This window comes from Luteimonas sp. BLCC-B24, assembly GCF_028550595.1.
Lineage (GTDB): Bacteria > Pseudomonadota > Gammaproteobacteria > Xanthomonadales > Xanthomonadaceae > Luteimonas.
On sequence record NZ_JAQQGN010000006.1, the window covers coordinates 48,606 to 64,695 of the forward strand.

General features: G+C 71.3%; 16 protein-coding genes and 1 pseudogene. 14 read left to right on the forward strand and 3 right to left on the reverse strand.

From position 1 onward, the window contains the following. The first annotated feature begins 6 nt into the window (after positions 1 to 6). The 4 genes from PQS31_RS12615 (at position 7) to PQS31_RS12630 (ending at position 3,335) form a co-directional block, all read left to right on the forward strand. Positions 7 to 567 carry a nucleoside deaminase gene (locus tag PQS31_RS12615; RefSeq protein ID WP_272763096.1) on the forward strand — a complete coding sequence of 187 codons (561 nt, stop codon included), beginning with the start codon at positions 7 to 9 and terminating at the stop codon, positions 565 to 567. Between the two features lies 1 nt (position 568). Beyond that, positions 569 to 1,696: a 23S rRNA (cytidine(2498)-2'-O)-methyltransferase RlmM gene (gene rlmM / locus PQS31_RS12620; protein ID WP_272763097.1), complete on the forward strand. Its 1,128-nt coding sequence runs from the start codon at positions 569 to 571 to the stop codon at positions 1,694 to 1,696. Positions 1,697 to 1,717: 21 nt separating this feature from the next. Beyond that, positions 1,718 to 2,059, forward strand: a complete 342-nt coding sequence (locus tag PQS31_RS12625) for a hypothetical protein (protein WP_272763098.1) — start codon at positions 1,718 to 1,720, stop codon at positions 2,057 to 2,059. A 340-nt stretch (positions 2,060 to 2,399) separates the two neighbouring features. Then, positions 2,400 to 3,335, forward strand: coding sequence for a DUF808 domain-containing protein (locus PQS31_RS12630; protein ID WP_272763099.1), 936 nt, complete (start codon positions 2,400 to 2,402; stop codon positions 3,333 to 3,335). Between the two features lie 21 nt (positions 3,336 to 3,356). Here the strand turns inward: PQS31_RS12630 and PQS31_RS12635 are convergent, their stop codons facing one another. Beyond that, positions 3,357 to 4,535, reverse strand: a complete 1,179-nt coding sequence (locus PQS31_RS12635) for an FAD-dependent oxidoreductase (RefSeq protein WP_272763100.1) — start codon at positions 4,533 to 4,535, stop codon at positions 3,357 to 3,359. Continuing rightward, positions 4,532 to 5,737: a 2-octaprenyl-6-methoxyphenyl hydroxylase gene (ubiH, locus tag PQS31_RS12640; RefSeq protein WP_272763101.1), complete on the reverse strand. Its 1,206-nt coding sequence runs from the start codon at positions 5,735 to 5,737 to the stop codon at positions 4,532 to 4,534. Before ubiH ends, PQS31_RS12635 begins: the two co-directional genes overlap by 4 nt. A gap of 86 nt (positions 5,738 to 5,823) precedes the next feature. Between ubiH and PQS31_RS12645 the strand changes: the two genes are divergently transcribed. The 10 genes and pseudogenes from PQS31_RS12645 to PQS31_RS12690 all read left to right on the forward strand — a co-directional run. Further along, positions 5,824 to 6,411: a hypothetical protein gene (locus tag PQS31_RS12645; protein ID WP_272763102.1), complete on the forward strand. Its 588-nt coding sequence runs from the start codon at positions 5,824 to 5,826 to the stop codon at positions 6,409 to 6,411. A 10-nt stretch (positions 6,412 to 6,421) separates the two neighbouring features. Then, entirely contained in the window at positions 6,422 to 6,973 is a 552-nt protein-coding gene (locus PQS31_RS12650; protein ID WP_272763103.1) for a cob(I)yrinic acid a,c-diamide adenosyltransferase, read from the forward strand. Positions 6,974 to 6,976: 3 nt separating this feature from the next. Further along, positions 6,977 to 7,927, forward strand: coding sequence for a histone deacetylase family protein (locus PQS31_RS12655; protein WP_272763104.1), 951 nt, complete (start codon positions 6,977 to 6,979; stop codon positions 7,925 to 7,927). A gap of 192 nt (positions 7,928 to 8,119) precedes the next feature. Next, positions 8,120 to 10,588 (forward strand): LPS assembly protein LptD, encoded by a 2,469-nt coding sequence (lptD, locus tag PQS31_RS12660; RefSeq protein ID WP_272763105.1) that lies wholly within the window; start codon positions 8,120 to 8,122, stop codon positions 10,586 to 10,588. Beyond that, positions 10,585 to 11,904: a peptidylprolyl isomerase gene (locus PQS31_RS12665; RefSeq protein WP_272763106.1), complete on the forward strand. Its 1,320-nt coding sequence runs from the start codon at positions 10,585 to 10,587 to the stop codon at positions 11,902 to 11,904. Before lptD ends, PQS31_RS12665 begins: the two co-directional genes overlap by 4 nt. A 181-nt stretch (positions 11,905 to 12,085) precedes the next feature. Further along, on the forward strand, positions 12,086 to 13,066 hold the full coding sequence (pdxA, locus tag PQS31_RS12670; protein WP_272763107.1) for a 4-hydroxythreonine-4-phosphate dehydrogenase PdxA: 981 nt from the start codon (positions 12,086 to 12,088) through the stop codon (positions 13,064 to 13,066). Between the two features lie 5 nt (positions 13,067 to 13,071). Further along, on the forward strand, positions 13,072 to 13,410 hold the full coding sequence (locus PQS31_RS12675; RefSeq protein ID WP_272763251.1) for a tRNA-binding protein: 339 nt from the start codon (positions 13,072 to 13,074) through the stop codon (positions 13,408 to 13,410). A gap of 24 nt (positions 13,411 to 13,434) precedes the next feature. After that, the gene (gene rsmA, locus PQS31_RS12680) at positions 13,435 to 14,256 is read left to right on the forward strand and encodes a 16S rRNA (adenine(1518)-N(6)/adenine(1519)-N(6))-dimethyltransferase RsmA (protein ID WP_272763108.1); all 822 of its coding nucleotides are present in this window, start codon (positions 13,435 to 13,437) and stop codon (positions 14,254 to 14,256) included. Between the two features lie 38 nt (positions 14,257 to 14,294). Then, positions 14,295 to 14,678, forward strand: coding sequence for a Co2+/Mg2+ efflux protein ApaG (apaG, locus tag PQS31_RS12685; protein WP_141250497.1), 384 nt, complete (start codon positions 14,295 to 14,297; stop codon positions 14,676 to 14,678). Further along, positions 14,678 to 15,502, forward strand: a pseudogene (locus tag PQS31_RS12690) (symmetrical bis(5'-nucleosyl)-tetraphosphatase); the annotation flags it as partial. The gene apaG and the pseudogene PQS31_RS12690, both read left to right, overlap by 1 nt. Positions 15,503 to 15,551: 49 nt before the next feature. Here PQS31_RS12690 and PQS31_RS12695 read toward each other — a convergent pair. After that, complete coding sequence (locus tag PQS31_RS12695) at positions 15,552 to 15,989, reverse strand: dihydrofolate reductase (protein ID WP_272763252.1); 438 nt, start codon at positions 15,987 to 15,989, stop codon at positions 15,552 to 15,554. Positions 15,990 to 16,090: the final 101 nt, after the last annotated feature.

Sequence of the window (16,090 nt, forward strand, 5' to 3'; positions counted from 1 at the left end):
CTGTCCATGCTGTACGCACAGGTCCACCTCACCCTGCCCGCCTGGGTGCACGAACACGTCGACGCCGCACGCGCCTACGCGGGCGATGCGGACAAGGTCGCGCTCGCGATCGAACTCTCGCGCCTGAACATCGAGGCGCAGAGCGGCGGGCCGTTCGGCGCGGTCGTTTTCGACGGCCAGGACCGCATCGTGTCGGTCGGCGTGAACCGGGTGATGCCGCACACCTGTTCGGTCGCGCACGCGGAAACCATGGCCTACATGCTCGCCCAGCAGCGGCTGCAGACGCCGCGCCTCAACGAGCGGATCGGTCCGGTCACCCTGGCCACGTCGTCGCAGCCCTGCTGCATGTGCTACGGCGCGACCGTCTGGGCCGGCATCGACCGGCTGCTGATCGGCGCACGCTCCGAGGACGTCGAGGCGCTGACGCCGTTCGACGAGGGCCCGCTGCCCGCGGACTGGATCGGCGCGCTGAACCAGCGCGGCATCGAGGTCGTGCGTGACATCCTGCGCGATGATGCGCGTGCCGTGCTGCGCACCTACGGCGAGACCGACGGAGCGAAGTACTGACATGAGCGATCCCGATCCGACCTCGAGCGGCGGCGCCTCCCCCGAGGCCGCCGACGCCACCGCGTCGCCGGTGCAGGCGGCCAGCGGCCTGCTGTGCTACTGCCGCGCGGGCTTCGAATCCGACCTCGCCGCCGAGCTCACCGAGCGCGCCGCCGGCGTGCACGTCGCCGGCTACGCCCAGACCAGGCGCGGCGACGGCTACGTGCTGTTCCATTCCGACAACGGGCCCTCGCTGACCGGCGAACTGCCGTTCCGCGAACTGGTCTTCGCGCGCCAGAAGCTGATGCTGCTGGCCGAGCTTCGCGACCTCGACCCGACCGACCGCATCACCCCGATCTTCGAGGTGCTGGCCGGTCGCGGCCGCCACGGCGAGCTGATCGTCGAGCATCCGGACTCCGACGCGGGCAAACAGCTCGCCGGCCTCGCCCGCAGCTTCGGCAACGCGCTGCGCCCGGCGCTGCGCAAGCGCGGCTTCCTGAGCCAGAAGGACGAGGCTCGCTTTCCGCGCCTGCACGTGTTCTTCGTGTCGGGCACCCACGCCTACCTCGCGCAGTCGGTGGTGGGCGACAGCGCGCCGTGGCCGCTGGGCATTCCGCGCCTGCGCACGCACGCCGATGCGCCGTCGCGTTCGGCGCTGAAGCTGGAGGAAGCCTTCATGACCCTGCTGAGCGAGCGCGAGCGCAACGCCCGCATCAGGCCCGGCATGCGCGCGGTGGACCTCGGCGCCGCGCCCGGCGGCTGGACCTGGGTGCTGACCCGCGAGCACATGCGGGTCACCGCGGTCGACAACGGGCCGATGCAGGCCGAGCTGATGGACACCGGCCTGGTCGACCACCACCGCGTCGACGGGTTCCGCTACCAGCCCGTCGGCGCGGTCGACTGGATGGTCTGCGACATGGTCGAACAGCCGCGCAAGGTCGCCGAGCGCATGGCCACCTGGTTCCGCGAAGGCTGGTGCCGCAATGCGGTCTTCAATCTCAAGCTGCCGATGAAGAAGCGCTGGCAGGAAACCCTGCTCGCGCTGGACCTGTTCGCCAACAACGCCGGCGAGCACGACACCCTGGTGATCCGCGCGCGCCAGCTCTATCACGACCGCGAAGAGATCACGGTCTACGCCAGCGTCGAGTAATTCCGAATCGGGGAGTCCGCAATGGCCGCAGGCTGGATCACCGTCGTCGCCCCGTACCTGCCGGAGATCGTCCGGCTGGCGCGGCCGATCTTCACCCGCACCCCGCCGCCTCTCGTGGACCTCGGCCAGCAGCGGCGCAACGACATGCTGGACGCGCAGATCGTCGAGCTGCAGGACGCCGCGAGCCAGAACGCGGATTCGATCGGCAAGCTGGCGGCGGACATGCAGAAGACCATCGAGGCCCTGCACCTGGCCGCCGCGCGCGCCGAGACGCGACTGCTCCGCGCCCAGGCCCTGGCCCTCGTCGCCGCCACCATCGCGGCCCTGGCCTTCGGTCTCGCCGCCTGGGCGCTGGCGCGCTAGGGTCGGCCGGCCACGGCGCGCCTTCCCGCGGCGTCCGGGCGCGCCGGCATCGTTCCCGGCCCACCGCCGATCGAGCATGCGCGCCTTCGCCGCGAGAGCGGAGTCCAGCGTGTTCGCGGCGACCGACGTGGGTCCCGGCGTCGCTTCCGCGGAACGCTGGCCACGCCCGGGACATTCCGGCGCGGCTCGGTTGCGCCGGGGGCGTCGCTGGGCGGCAGGCGGCCCGGCCGGAAGACGCACGGCGTTCCCGTATCGGCCGGCCCGGGCGCCGGCACGGCACTGACGCCAGCGCCACATTCCGGCCCCATACTGCGCGCGCCTCCCCTTCGGACCCGCCCGCGTGGCCTCCAGCCTGCTGACCCTGCTCGACGATATCGCCACCGTGCTCGACGACGTGGCGGTGATGACCAAACTGGCCGCGCGCAAGTCCGCCGGCGTGCTCGGCGACGATCTCGCCCTCAACGCGCAACAGGTCACCGGGGTCAGGGCCGATCGCGAACTGCCGGTGGTCTGGGCGGTCGCCAAGGGCTCGGCGCGCAACAAGCTGATCCTGGTGCCGGCGGCGCTCGCGATCAGCGCGTGGCTGCCGTGGCTGGTCACGCCGCTGCTCATGGCCGGCGGCCTGTTCCTCTGCTACGAAGGCTTCGAAAAGGTGATGCACAAGCTGTTTCACAGGGCCGAGGACGATGCCGCCAAGCCGGGGCGCACCGCGGCACTCGCGGGTACCGAGGTCGACCCGGTCGCGTTCGAGCGCGACAAGATCCGCGGCGCGGTGCGCACCGACATGATCCTCTCGGCCGAGATCATCGCGATCACGCTGGGCACGGTCGCCGGCGCGGCCTTCCTGACCCAGCTCGGTGCCCTGGCGGTGATTTCCGCGCTGATGACCGTCGGCGTCTACGGCCTCGTCGCGGGCATCGTGAAGCTCGACGATGCCGGGCTGGCCCTGAGCCGGCGCACGTCCGCGCTCGCACGCGGCGCGGGCCGGACGATCCTCCGCGCCGCGCCGTGGCTGATGAAAGGTCTGGCGATCGCCGGCACCGCGGCGATGTTCCTGGTCGGCGGCGGCATCATCGCCCACGGCATCCACGACCTCGCCACCTGGATCCAGGACACCGCGGCCGGGCTCGGCGCGCTGCCGACCGTGGGCGCGGTGCTGGGGGCGATCACGCCGACACTGATCAACGCCGTCGTCGGCATCGTCGCCGGCGGGCTCGCTGTCGGCGCGGTGCAGATCTTCAGGCACATGCGCGGACCGGCGGCCGCGGCACACTGAGCCGATAGCGGCGCGCGGACGTCAGCCGCCGGCGGCCCGTTGCCACAACAGGCGGTTGAGCGGGGGCACGCGCCCTGCGATGCCCAGTGCGTGGCTGCGCAGCAGCGTCGGCAGCACGGCGTCGTTGGAGTAGACCCGGTTGATCGTCTCGAACGCATGGGCCGCGAGCGTGTTCTCGCTGCGCCGCGTACGCGCCCAGCGGGCGAGGCGCTGCGGCGAATCCCAGCGCGCGTCGCGCTGCAGGGCCGCACCGAGCGATGCCGCCAGCGCGGCCACGTCGCGCAGGCCCAGATTGACGCCCTGTCCGGCCAGCGGATGCACCACATGGGCCGCATCGCCGACCACGAGCACACGTCCCGCCACCTGGGTGTCGACCAGTTGCCGGCGCAGCGGGAACGCCACCCGCGCCGAGACCGGCGTCAGCGCGCCGAGGCGGCCGCCGGACGCACGGGTCAGGGCATCGGCGAACGCCGTATCGTCGAGCGCACGCACGCGTTCGGCCTCGTCGGCCGGCAGCGTCCACACGATCGAACTCAGGCCGTCGTCGCAGGGCAACAGCGCCAGCGGCCCGCCCGGCAGGAAGCGCTGCCAGGCGGTGTCTTCATGCGGATGCGCACTGCGCACGTAACCGACGACGCCGCTCTGGCCGTAGTCGTGGCCGTCGGCGCCGATTCCGGCGAGCCGGCGCAGCACCGAGCCGGCACCGTCGGCCGCGATCGCCAGCCGCGCCTCGATGCGGCTGCCGGTATCGAGCCGCAGCGCAACACGGTCGTCGGCCGTCTCCAGCGCTTCCACCGCGGCCGGGCTGCGCACCTCGACGCCGGCCGTCGCAAGCTGCGCCCACAGCCGATCGACCAGCAGACCGTGCTCGACGATCCAGCCCAGCTCGCGCAGTCCCAACGCATCGGCATCGAAGCGCAGCTCGCTGCCGCCGCCCGCATCCCAGACCTGCATCCGGCGGTACGCGTGCGCCCGTGTCGCGCGCACTGCGGGCCAGACGTCGATCGTCTCGAGCAGACGGGCATTGTCGTGGGCGAAGGCGTAGACGCGAAGGTCCGGCGCGGCGGCAGTCCAGGCCTCGGGCGGACGCGCCTCCACCAGCATCACATCCAGGCCGAGCCGCGCGAGTGCGAGTGCGCAGGCCGCGCCGACCACACCGCCGCCGCAGACGACCACGTCCCGTACGCCGCGGCGGCTCATGCGGCCCCTCCGCGGCACAGCGCCGGCACGTCGCCGCGATAGCCCATCGCGCCGCCGGCCAGCATCGCCTGCAGGGCCGCGTCGCGGTCGATGGCCAGCAGGCCGAGGCTGCGCAGCGGGCGTACCAGAGGCGACGGATTCGACGTCAACCGCGCCAGGCCGTCGGAGAACGCGAGCGTGCGGCTGCGGTCCTCCCGTCGACGCGCCGCGTAGCGCTCGAGCAGCGCGGGCGCGCCGGGATCGGCCGCGTCGGCGACCAGCTCGGCCAGGGTCAGCGCATCGCGCAGGCCCAGGTTGAAGCCCTGCGCGCCGATCGGATGCAGAGTTTGCGCGGCGTTCCCGACCAGCACCGCGCGCGGCGCCGTCGTCGCCGCCGCCACCACGCGCCGGATCGGATAACGGCTGCGCGGACCCACGGCCTCGAACCGGCCCGCACGCCACCCGAACACCGACTGCACGCGGGCGAGAAAGGCGGCGTCATCGAGCGCGGCGACGGCCTCCGCGTCCTCCGACGCCACCCCGTGCACCAGGCCGTAGTGCCGGTCGCCGCGCGGCAACAGCGCCGTCGGCCCGCTGTCGGTCAGGCGCTCGTAGGCGACGCCGTCCGGCGCACGCGCAGCCTGCAGCCGGGCGACGAACAGCGTCTGCCGGTAGTCGTGGCGGTCGGCCTCGATGCCGAGGGCGCCGCGCGTGATCGAATCGGTGCCGTCGGCGGCGACGAGCAGCGCCGCACTGGCGCGCACCACACCGTCCGGCGTTTCGATGTCGACGACCCGGCGCCCGCCGTCGGCGACCCCGACCGCGGTCACGCGACCCGGCCGGTAACGGGTGACGTGGGTCAGCGTCTGCAGCCGCGCCTCCAGGGCCTGGCCGAAGTCGCGGGCCACGACAACCTGGCCGAACTGCGTGCGCCCGTAATCACGGGCATCGAGCCGGACGCGGCCGAAATCGCCGGCGCGGCTGACGTGGATCTGGCGGATGGGCCCCGCGGGCGCCTTCAGGGCCTGCAACACGCCGAGCGCGCTCAGTGCGTTGACCGTGGCCTCGGCGAAGCTGAGATTGCGCTCGTCGAAGACCGCCGGCATCGCCTCCGCCGTCGCCTCGACCAGCGCGGTCCGGATGCCCACCCGGTCGAGCGCGATGGCGAGGCTGGCGCCGACGAGGCCGCCGCCGACGATCAGGACCTGATGTGCATGCTCCATGGCGCGATGATAAGCGCTGGCCGCACGTCACCGGGCGCTCCGCTAGAATGCGGGTCGTGAACCCGTTCGCCGTCTCCGGAGCCGCAATGACCCCCGTCGCCCGTCGCGCCACCATCTTCGCCCTGCTGGCCGCGCTGATGGCCGCCACCCGCGTGCATCACTTCGGCGCGGTGCCGGATGCCTCCTGGGCGGTGTTCTTCATCGGCGGCGTCTATCTCGCCACGTGGACGCGCTGGGCGTTTCCCGCGCTGATGGCGCTCGCAGTCGCGGTGGATGCGTTCGTGATCACCAGCCAGGGCCTGTCGTTCTGGAGCCACTACTGCGTCTCGCCGGCCTACTGGTGCCTGGTGCCGGCGTACTTCGCGATGTGGGCCGGCGGCCTGTGGCTGGGCCGGCATCTCGACGGCCCCGCGGTCGCAGGCGTGCTGAAGCTCGGCGTCAGCCTGGTCGCCGCGGTCATGATCTGCCATCTGATCGCCCAGGGCAGCTTCTACTGGATCAGCAGCAGCGTGGCCGAGCCCAGCCTGGCCGGCTGGTGGAAGAACTACACCGACTGGCTGCTGCCCTACATGCGCGTCGCCGCGATGTACGTCGGCGCCGCGGCGATGCTGCACGTGCTGCTGACCCGCGTGCTGCCGAAGCCGGCACCGGTCCGCGCCCTCCGCGCCGACTGACCGCCGCACGATGGGCAACCGCCTCTCCAGGATCTACACCCGCACCGGCGACGACGGCTCGACGGGGCTCGGAGACGGCACCCGCGTCGGAAAGGACGCCCTGCGCGTCGCCGCCTACGGCACCGTCGACGAGGCCAACTCGACGATCGGCCTGCTGCTGGCGGCCGGGGTGCCCGACGACATCCGCGACCTGCTGACCACCGTCCAGCACCAGCTGTTCGATCTCGGCGGCGAGCTGTGCATTCCGGGGCACGCGGCGATCGAGAATGCCGACATCGACGCGCTCGAGGCGCGGCTCGACCAGTACAACGACGACCTGCCGGCGCTGAAGGATTTCATCCTGCCCGGCGGCGGCGAGGCCGCGGCGCGCTGCCACGTGGCGCGCACGGTCGTGCGCCGCGCCGAGCGGGAGACCGTGGCCCTGTCGCGCACCGACGCCGTGCGCCCCCAGGCGGTGCGCTACCTCAACCGGCTGTCGGATCTGCTGTTCGTGCTGGCCCGGGTGCTGGCCCGCGCCGACGGCCACGGCGAGGTGCTGTGGCGCCACGAGCGCAGGCGCTGAGCGGTGCACCCTCCGGTCGCCTTCGGCGGTGATGTCCGGCGGGTACCGGTGTTCTCGTACGCCGGCGGCCTCGACCACGACACCGGGCCGGAACACGCGGAGCGTCCCGAGCGTCTCGCCGCGGTGATCGAGGCGCTGCAGACCGCATTCCCCGATCTGGATCTGCGCCAGGCGCCGGCCGCCACGCGCGGCCAGTTGCTGCGCGTGCACGACGAATCCCTCCTCGCCACCGTGCTCGAATCGCGGCCGACGGGCCGCATCCCGCTCGATGCCGACACCGTGCTCTCGCCCGGCTCGGCACTGGCCGCGCTGCATGCCGCCGGGGCGGGCGTGGCGGCGGTGGACCTGGTCTTCGGCGGCGATGCACGCCGCGCGTTCTGCGCGGTGCGCCCGCCCGGCCACCACGCCACGCGCGACATCGCGATGGGGTTCTGCCTGTTCAACAGCATCGCCGTCGCGGCCGCGCATGCGCTCGACCGCTACGGCCTGACCCGGGTGTCGGTCGTCGATTTCGACGTGCATCACGGCAACGGCACCCAGGCGATCTTCGAGACCGAGCCGCGCGTGCAGTACCTCAGTTCGCACCAGTGGCCGCTGTACCCCGACACCGGCCACCGCAGCGAGCGCGGAGTCGGCAACATCGTCAATCTGCCGCTGCCGCCGGGCACCGGCAGTGATGCGTTCCGGTCGGCCTGGCGCGAACGGCTGCTGCCCGAGATCGACGCCTTCGCGCCGCAACTGGTGCTGGTGTCGGCCGGCTTCGACGCGCATCGCCGCGACCCGCTGGCCCAGCTCGAACTCGACGCCGCGGATTTCGGCTGGATCACGACCGAACTGGTCGCACTGGCGGAGCGCCACGCCGAAGGACGCCTGGTCTCGATGCTGGAAGGCGGCTACGACCTCCAGGCGCTGCGCGAGTGCAGCGTGGCGCATCTGCGCGCGCTCGGGGCCTGATTGGCCGAACGCGCCCGGGCGCGGGCGTGCATCGCGCAGCGGCGGGACTTCACCCGTTCATGTTGTTCGCACCCGTGGCGGCAGGCGTGCCCGGACAGCCCGCCGTCCAGTGAACGGCCGGCACCGCGCCGCATTGCCGCTGCCCGGGGGATACGGCATGCTGGCGCACGTTTTTGGCTGAACGGATCCACCGTGCGCCCTGCCCTACGCCTGCTGCCTCTTCCGTTCTGCATCGCCGTCTCGCTGAGTGCCCACGCCGACGAGGCGCTGCGTCCCAACTACTGGGCGCTGTGCCCGATCGAAGATGCGGTTCCGGCCTTCGCCGACGCCCAGGCGCCGGTGGGATCGGTCGAGGATCGCGAGAACCAGCCGACCAACATCGACGGCAACCAGTTCGAAGGCCTGGCCGGCATCGACAGCGACTTCACCGGCAACGTCACCGGCGATGTGACCCTGCGCCGCGGCGACCAGTTCCTCGGAACCGACGATCTGCAGTTCTCGCAGGAGGACGGCACCTTCGTCGCCGACGGCAATGTGCGCTACCAGGATTCGGGGCTGCGCGTGATCGCCGACCGGGTGGAAGGCGACACGCTCGCCGAGTCCTACCGCATGGACAACGTGCGCTACCAGCTCACCGCCCGGCGCGGCAACGGCGGCGCGGACCGCATCCGGATGGACGGCAGCGTCGGTGCGCTGCTCGGCTCGACGTATTCCACCTGCACGCCGAGCGACCGCTGGTGGGAGCTCAAGGCCGGCCAGATCGACATCGACACCGACATGGGCATGGGCACCGCGCGCAACGCGACCCTGCGCGTCGGCAAGGTGCCGGTGCTGTACGTGCCCTGGTTCCGCTTTCCCATCGACGAACGCCGCCTCTCGGGCCTGCTGTTTCCGCGCATCTCGCAGTCGGGCCGCAACGGCTTCGACTACACGCAGCCGATCTATCTCAACCTCGCGCCGCAGTTCGACATGACCCTCGAGCCGCGTTTCATGAGCCGGCGCGGCGTGCAGCTGGGCACCGAGTTCCGCTTCCAGACCGAACGCACGCGCGGCGAACTGGACGTGGCCTATCTGCCGTCCGACAAGCTCGCCCGTCGCGAGCGCGAGCTGGAGGAGGAGCAGGTGCCGATCGTCGAGAACCGGCGCAAGGACGATCGCGCGTTCCTGAGTTTCGGCGGGTCGTGGGACATCAATCCGACCTGGCAGGGCCGCACCAACCTCACCTGGATGAGCGATCCCCGCTACCTCGAGGATTCGAGCAACAACGTCGACGGCATTTCCTCGGTCAACGCCCTGAGCCAGCTCGGCGTGTTCGGCCAGGGCACTTCGGGGGACCTGGGCTACTGGAACGCCAGCGTGCTGGCCGACTATCAGCTGCTGACCGATTACACGCTGCCCGAGGCGGTGCTGCCCTACAACCGGCTGCCGCATGCCTCCTTCACCTGGCAGCGGCCCTATGGCCGCTGGATCAACGCCGGTGTCGACGCGACGGCCACCCGGTTCTCGCACCTCGACGATGCGGCACGTCCGGGGGGCAGCCGTGTCGATCTCAAGCCTTACGTGTCGATGCCGTTCGAAGGGGCGGCCTGGTTCGTGCGGCCGACCGTCGCGTACCGCCAGACCAACTATTCATTGGACCGCGTGCTGGCAGACCGCATCGCCGAGCAGCGCGCACGTGCCGAACTGGGCATTCCGGGTGGCGTCCCCGTGCCCGCGGACACCCTCGCGCTGTACCGCAACACCTCGCCCAGCCGCGGCCAGCCGATCGGCTCGATCGACGCCGGCCTGTTCTTCGACCGCAATACGCGCTGGCGCGGCGAGGACTACCTGCACACGCTGGAACCGCGGCTGTTCTATCTGAACTCGCCCTACCGTGACCAGTCCGCGCTGCCGCTGTTCGATACCACGCCGCTGACCTTCGGCTGGGGCCAGCTGTTCCGTGACAACCGCTATTCGGGCGCCGACCGCCAGGCCGACGCCAACCAGGTCACGATGGCGGTCAGCACGCGCCTGATCCGCGAATCCGACGGCCTGGAAAAGCTCTCCGCCAGCCTCGGCCAGATCGTCTACCTGTCCGATTCCCGGGTGACGATCCCCGGGGAAGCGCAGGTCGAGCAGGGCCGCTCGGCCTGGGTCAGCGATGCGACCTACGCCATCAACGACCGCTGGACGGTCAGCGCCGGCTACCAGTGGGATCCGAAGTTCCGCCGCGAAGACCTGATGTCGCTGCGCTCGCGCTATCTGATCGGTGACGAGGGCATCGTCAACTTCGCCTACCGCCGCCGCGCCGATCTGATCGAGCAGGCCGACCTGTCGTTCCTGTATCCGGTCAGTCCGGCCTGGAGCCTGGTCGGCCGTTACTACTACTCGTTCACCGACCACCGTCTGCTCGAAGCCGTCGCCGGCGTGCAGTGGGACAGCTGCTGTCTGGCGGCCCGCGTCGTCGGGCGCCGCTACGTGCGCAACCGCCAGGGCGAGCTGAACAACGCCATCATGTTCGAGCTCGAACTCAAGGGTCTGGGCTCGGCCGGCCCCGACACGGAGGACCGTTTGCGCCGTGCTATTCTCGGCTATTACCGCGACGACCTCTATCTCGTGCCGCCGTCCGAGCTGCGCAACAGCGACGACGTGGAAACCCTCACTCCCGGCCTGAGCCAATGAAGACACTGATCCGTTCCCTCGCGGCGGCCGCCGTGCTGTTCGCCGCCACCGCCCAGGCGCAGGACCTGCAGCCCCTGGACCGCATCGCCGCCGTCGTCGACGAGGACGTGATCCTCGCCAGCGAACTCGAGCGCGCGGTGGCCAACATCCGCGCCCAGTACGCCACGCGCCAGGACCAGCTGCCGCCGCAGCAGATCCTCGAACGGCAGGTGCTCGAGCGCCTGATCATCCTGCGCCTGCAGACCGCGCGTGCCGCCCAGACCGGCGTGCGCGTCAGTGACCAGGACGTCGACCAGGCGATCGCGGCGATCGCCCAGCAGAACAACTTCACGATGGATCAGCTGCGTCAGCAGCTGGCCGGTGACGGCATGTCCTTCGACGATTTCCGGGCGTCGCTGCGCGACGAGCTGATGATCCAGCGCATGCGCCAGCGCTTCGCGCAGACGCGCATCTCGGTCAGCGATGCCGAGGTCGATGCGGCGCTGTCGGCCCAGGCCACCGGCGCCCAGTACCGGCTCGCGCATATCCTGGTCGCGCTGCCCGAGGGCGCGACCCCCGAGCAGATCCAGATCGGCCAGCAGAAGATCGACGGCATCAAGGGCCTGCTCGACCGCAACGAGATGGAATTCTCGGCCGCCGCGGTGCGCTATTCCGACAGTCCCAATGCGCTGGAAGGCGGCGACCTCGGCTGGCGCCGCAGCGACGAGATTCCGGCCGCGTTCGCCACCGCGGTCACCTCGCTGCAGCCCGGTCAGATCATCGGCCCGATCCGTGGCCCGAGCGGCTTCCAGCTGCTGCAGCTCGTCGATGTACGCGACGCGGCGCAGGCCGGGGGCGCGACGGTGACCGAGTTCCAGGCGCGCCACATCCTGATCCGCGCCGGCGCGGGCGACGACGGCGCTGCCAAGGCGCGGGCCGATGCGCTTCGGGCGCGGGTTGCCGGCGGTGCGGACTTCGCCGAGATCGCCCGTGAGAATTCCGAGGACGCCAGCACGCGCGGTACCGGCGGCGACCTCGGCTGGTTCACCCAGGACGAGTTCGGCCCCGACTTCGGCAGCCAGGTCGCCGCGCTCGGCGACGGCGCGGTGTCGCAGCCGTTCCGCACCCAGGCCGGCTGGCACATCGTCCAGCGCATGGCCACCCGGCAGTCCGCGGGCAACGACAACAACCAGCGTGCCCAGGCCCGCGAAGCGATCGGCCAGCGCAAGCTCGAGGACGAGTGGGACCGCTACGTGCGCGAGTTGCGCGGCGAAGCCTACGTGAGCATCCGCATCGGCCCGAATGCCGATCCCGAGGTCGTGGGCACCGGCGGGTGAGCGACGTGGGCCGCCACGCGCCGGATCGCCCCGCGATCCTCGCGCGGCGGTCCTGGTCCGTCCGGATGATGCGCGCGGGCCGAGGCGCATCGTTAGACGGGCACACGCCATCCGGTCCGGCGTCGCATGGCCCTCGCCGTGCGCCCCGGGCGGTGCGCCGGGCGCCCGCGTCGGCCGCCTCGTGAATCGCGTCCGACTGGCGCTGGTGCCCGGCGAGCCTGCAGGCATCGGACCCGAACTGTGCGTTCGCGCAGCCTGGCATGCCGCCGATGCGGACCTCGTCGTGATCGGCGACCGTGAGGTCCTGCTGCGCGCTGCGGACGCGATCGGCCGCCCGCTGGCCTTCGCCGATCCGGATGCGGCCGATGTGCCTGCCGGCACCCTGCGGCTGATCGAGCAGCCGTTCGCGGCCAACACCGCCTTCGGCACTCCGGAACCCGCCAATGCGCACGGCGTCGTCGCGGCCCTGCTGCATGCCGCCCGCGGCTGCCGCGACGGGCGCTTCGACGGCATGGTGACCGGCCCGGTGCACAAGGCCGCGATCAACGCCGGCGGCGTCCCCTATACCGGCACCACCGAGTTGCTGGCCGACGATGCCGGCTGCCCCGTGGTGATGATGCTCGCCAATCCCACGCTGCGCGTCGCGCTGGCGACCACCCACCTGCCGCTGCGTGCGGTGCCGGATGCGATCACCGCGGAGGCGCTCGAACGGGTCCTGCGCATCCTCGACGGCGCGCTCCGCCGCGATTTCGGCCTGACCCAGCCGCGTATCGCCGTGCTCGGGCTCAACCCGCATGCCGGCGAGGACGGCCATCTGGGGCGGGAGGAAATCGAAACGATCAGCCCCACGCTCGAACGGCTGCGCCGCGACGGCCTGCACCTTGTCGGCCCGCTTCCCGCCGACACGGCCTTCCTGCCGGCGCGTCTGCGCGACGTGGACGCCGTGCTGGCGATGTATCACGACCAGGGCCTGCCGGTCCTGAAGTACAGCGGGTTCGAGTCGGCGGTGAACCTCACGCTCGGCCTGCCCTATCCACGCGTCGCGGTGGATCACGGCACGGCGCTCGAACTGGCCGGCACCGGCCGCGCCGATCCGTCCAGCCTGTTCGCGGCGATCGACCAGTGCGCCGTGCTGGCCCGCCACCGCAGGTGTGCCCGGTGAGCGGCATGGCCGTGATCGAGTGGACCGATTTCACGCGGGTCGACCTGCGCGTCGGCCGAGTGCTCGCCGCCGAGCCGTTTCCCGCTGCGCGCCGCCCGGCCTACGTGCTGCACGTGGACTTCGGCCCCGAAATCGGCGTGCGCAAGTCCAGCGCGCAGATCACCGTGCATTACACGCCCGAGGCCCTGGTCGGACGCCTCGTCGTCGGCGTGGTCAATTTTCCGCCCAAGCAGATCGGTCCGCTGATGTCCGAATGCCTGATCACCGGCTTCCACGATGCCGACGGAGCCGTGCGTCTGTGCGTGCCCGACGGCGACATCGCCCCCGGCACGCGATTGCTGTAACCCGAATTTCCGAGCACCGCCCGCATGAGCCGACATCCGCCCCGTCCCGGCGCCTTCACCGAACCCCCGAAAAAATCGCTGGGTCAGAACTTCCTCCACGAACGCGGCGTCGTGGACCGCATCGTGCTGGCGATCGCGCCGCGTCCCGGCGAGCACATCGTCGAGATCGGCCCGGGCCAGGGCGCGATGACGTTCCCGCTGCTGGACCGGCACGGTGCACTGACCGCGATCGAGTTCGACCGCGACCTGCTCGAACCGCTGACCGCCCAAGCCGCCGCGCACGGTGCGCTGACCCTGGTCCACGCCAACGTGCTCGATGTCGACCTGACCGCACTGGCCGCAGGCACGCCGATCCGCCTGGTCGGCAACCTGCCCTACAACCTGTCCTCGCCGATCCTGTTCCACGCGCTGGCCCACGCGGCGGCCATCGTCGACATGCATTTCATGCTGCAGAAGGAAGTCGTCGAACGCATGGCGGCCGGCCCCGGCAGCAAGGTCTACGGCCGGCTGAGCGTGATGTTGCAGGCCTACTGCGAGGTCACGGCGCTGTTCACCGTCGGCCCGGGCGCGTTCCGACCGCCGCCGAAGGTCGACTCGGCGGTCGTGCGCCTGCGTCCGCGCGCGGCGGACACGGTCGGCATCGACGATCCGGCGCGATTCGCCGCGATCGTGCGTGCGGCCTTCGGACAACGCCGAAAGACCCTGCGCAACGCGCTGGGCGGTGTCGTCGACGCCGACACCATCACCGCCGCCGGCATCGACCCGCAGACACGCGCCGAACAGCTCGCGGTGGCGGATTTCGTGCGCCTCGCCAACACCGTGCCCGTCGAACCGGCCGCACAGTAGTCGAAGCATTCATGCCATGCCGCTACACTGGAGCGGCCATGGACGAGACCGCCGACTACACCCTCGAAATCCAGATCGCGACGCGCTTCCTCGACGAGGAATCCAGGCCCGACGACGACCGGTACGTGTTCGCCTACACGATCCGCATCCGCAACGTCGGGCGCCTGCCGGCGCAACTGGTCTCGCGCCACTGGATCATCACCGACGCCAACGGGCGGGTGGAGGAAGTGCGCGGCGACGGCGTCGTCGGCGAGCAGCCGCGCCTGGAGCCCGGCGAAGACTTCACCTACACATCGGGCGCCGTCCTCGCCACGGCGGTCGGCACGATGGAAGGCAGCTACGACATGATCGGCGACGACGGCGCACATTTCGATGCGCCGATTCCGCCGTTCACGCTCTCCGTCCCGCGAACCCTGCACTGATGGCTGTCTGGGCCATCGGCGACCTGCAGGGCTGCTACGACCCCACCCGGCGTCTGCTCGACGCGATCCGTTTCGATCCCGCGCAGGACCGGCTGTGGTTCTGCGGCGATCTGGTCAACCGCGGCGGCGAATCGATCGAGACGCTGCGTCTGGTGCATTCGCTGCGCGAGAACGTGGTCAGCGTGCTCGGCAACCACGACCTGTCGCTGCTCGCGATCGCCCAGCGGCGCGAGGAAGACCAGCGCAAGGTCAACGCCGACCTGCAGGGCGTGCTGTTCGCGCACGACCGCGACGTGCTGCTCGACTGGCTGCGTACCTGCCCGCTGCTGCACGTCGACCGCGCGCTCGGCTGGATGATGCTGCATGCCGGCCTCGCGCCGCGCTGGACCACCCAGCTGGCGCAGAAGCACGCCGGCGAGATCGAGCACAAGCTGCGCAGCGGCGGCTATCGCAAGCTGCTGCGCAACATGTACGGCGACCGGCCGGCGTGGTCGCCGAACCTCGCCGGTCCGGACCGTGACCGCGCGATCATCAACATCTTCACCCGCATGCGCTATTGCGCCCCGAAGGGTCGCATCGCGTTCGAGGAAAAGGGACCGCCCGGCACCCAGCAGCCGGGCCTCTACCCGTGGTACGAGGTGCCGGGACGCGCCGAGCGCGATCTCAAGATCGTCTGCGGCCACTGGTCGACACTCGGCCTGTTCATCGGCCACGGCGTGCACGCCATCGATACCGGCGCGGTCTGGGGCGGCAAGCTCACCGCCCTGCAGCTCGACGCGGAGACGTTGCGCGTCGTGCAGGTGCCGGGGCGCGACGTGTCCGGCCTGCCGCCCCGCAAGCCGGCCTGAGGCCCGTCCGCGCGGGCGCGTGGGTTCAGCCGACCCGGCGGTATTCGACGAAATCGAAGGCGTGCGCGTGTCGGCCGTCGGCCGCATGCGTCGTGCGCGAGACCTCGCGCCATTGCGCCGGATCCCAGAGCGGGAAGAAGGCGTCGGCGTCCTCGACCACGGTCCCGACGTGGGTGAGCTGCAGTACGTCCGCGTGCGGCAGGGCCAAGGCATAGACCTCGCCGCCCCCGATCACGCACAGCTCGTCGGCGCCCTGGTCCGCGGCGATCGCGATCGCCGCATCCAGTGATGCAACCGCCTGCATGCCATCGAACGGCACGCGACCGCTGCGCGTCAGCACGAGATTGGTCCGGCCCGGCAACGCGCGGCCCAGCGATTCAGCGGTCCTGCGCCCCATCAGCACCGGCCGTCCGAGCGTCAGCGCCCTGAAGTGGCGGAAGTCGTCGGGCAGATGCCACGGCATCGCGTTGCCGCGACCGATGCCGCGCTCGCGGTCGATCGCGGCGACGAGAACGAGCCGTGCCCGTCGCGGGCTGATGGGCGCCTGGTGCGACGCCACCGATC